The organism is Paucibacter sp. XJ19-41, from assembly GCF_028462495.1.
GTDB lineage: Bacteria > Pseudomonadota > Gammaproteobacteria > Burkholderiales > Burkholderiaceae_C > Roseateles_E.
Window position 1 is genome coordinate 1 of record NZ_JAQOWX010000249.1, and the last position, 2,037, is coordinate 2,037.

Annotated in this window: 1 protein-coding gene; it reads left to right on the forward strand. The window is 71.5% G+C overall.

What is annotated here, in order from left to right; genetic code table 11:
* The first annotated feature begins 1,051 nt into the window (after positions 1-1,051).
* Positions 1,052-1,921, forward strand: a complete 870-nt coding sequence (locus PO768_RS28650; protein WP_442953321.1) for a TonB-dependent receptor domain-containing protein — start codon at positions 1,052-1,054, stop codon at positions 1,919-1,921.
* The last annotated feature ends 116 nt before the right edge of the window (positions 1,922-2,037 follow it).

Here is a 2,037-nt window from a genome sequence, read left to right on the forward strand (position 1 = left end):
GCGCCAGCCTGGTGTCGCAGCGCAGCGACGGCGATCTGCGCGATGCCGCCAGCGGCCAGCGCTACGGCGGCCAGGGCAGCTGGGGCGCGCGCCTGGCGCTGCGCCTGCAGGCCAGCGAGGACAGCAAGGCCGTGCTGACCTATGAGCATGAAAAACTGGACCAGCGCGCCCGCGCCGCGATCGGTCTGGTGGGCGCCCGTCCGGCCGGCACGCCGCTGCCCTTCCCGGCCGATCCGGGCGGCTTCCTGGACCCGCGCAAGGCGCCGCTGTTCAGCGATGTGCCCGATGCCAGGGAGGCGCGCGACTTCGATGGTCTGACCCTGCGCATCGAGCACAGCCTGCCCTGGGCCGAGTTCACGTCGACCACCGCCTACCGCCATTTCAGCTCGCTGAACCGCCAGGACAACGACGGCACCAACAACCCGGCCGCCTATCTGCGCACCACCAACATTGAGGGCAATACCAGCTGGCAGCAGGAGTTCCGCCTGGCTGGCAAGCACCCCGGCGCCGACTGGCTGCTGGGCCTGAGCCTGTTCCATGAGAAGGCGCGGCAGTCGGCCCTGGTCGGCACGACCACCACCGGGCTGGACAGCCTGTCGGCCAATCTGCTGGGCGCGCCGCTGTTCAGCAGCGTCAATATGCTGAGCCAGGCGGCCGGCATCCCGGGCGTGGACCTGCTGGGCCAGGACTGGCTGGAGGACATGAGCAACCGCGCGCGCAACCGGGCGCTGGCGGTCTACGGCGATGTGATCTGGCGTGTCGGCCCGGCCACCAATATCACCACGGGCCTGCGCCTGACCCGCGACGAGAAGCGCTTCAGCTGGTTCAACCCGCTGCGCCAGGCCCCCGGCCTCGACGCCCAGTTGGCGGCGCTGGACGCGGCCGGCCTGTTCCCGGCCCTGGTCGCGATGGGGGCGATCAGCCAGGACGAGGCCGATGCGCTGTGGNCCTCGACGCCCAGTTGGCGGCGCTGGACGCGGCCGGCCTGTTCCCGGCCCTGGTCGCGATGGGGGCGATCAGCCAGGACGAGGCCGATGCGCTGTGGGGCGGCATGACGAACAACGCCCTGGTCGCGACCCAGGGCGCCAGCACCGCGCCGCTGGTCGTGACCAAGAAGTGGAGCGACACCAGCCCGCGCCTGGTGCTGGACCATCGCTACAGCAAGGACCTGATGGCCTATGCCTCGCTGACGCGCGGCTACCAGGCCGGCGGCTTCAACACCTTGCAGGTCAACTCGCGCTACGAGCCCGAGCGCGTCAGCAATCTGGAGCTGGGCCTGAAGGGCCAGTGGCCGGCGCAAGGCCTCAGCTACAGCGCCGCGCTGTTCCACTACCGTTTCGACAATCTGCAGACCCTGCAACTGGTGCCGGCCAGCACGCCCGGCGGCATCCCGGCCTACCAGGTGAGCATCAGCGACCAGCGCGCCACCGGCCTGGACCTCGAGGCCCGCTGGCAGGCGACGCGCCAGCTGCGCATCAACGCCGTGCTGGAGCTGCTGGACCAGACCTACCGGCGCGGCCGCGGCAGCGCCGGCGAGAACCTGGCCGGCTTGCCGGTCGGCACGCCCAAGCTGAGCGCCAGCCTGGGCGCCGACTATGGCTGGGCCCTGGCCGGCGGCCAGGCCCAGGCCAGCCTGCAGGCGGCCTATAGCAGCGCCCAGCGCTGCAACAGCGAATCGCTGGTGCAGGGCCAATGCCTGAGCACGCCGACCTTCCGCGTCGGCGGCCCCCGGCAGCGCCTGGACGGCAGGCTGGCCTGGGACAGCGCGAACCAGGGCTGGGGCCTGAGCCTGGCGGTCAGCAATCTGCTGGACAAACGCTATGTCAACAAGCTCTGGTACGAATCGGCCCCGCTGGGCAGCGCCTATGCGACGCTGAGCCGGCCGCGCACCGTGTCGCTCGAACTGCGGGCCAGCTACTGATGCGCAGCGCCGTCTTGCCGACCCTGCTGACCCTGCTGGCGCTGCAGGCCTGCGGCCGGGACGCACCGCCGACTGCGGCCGCCATCGCCGCCCAAGCCGAGACGCTGCGCCCGGCC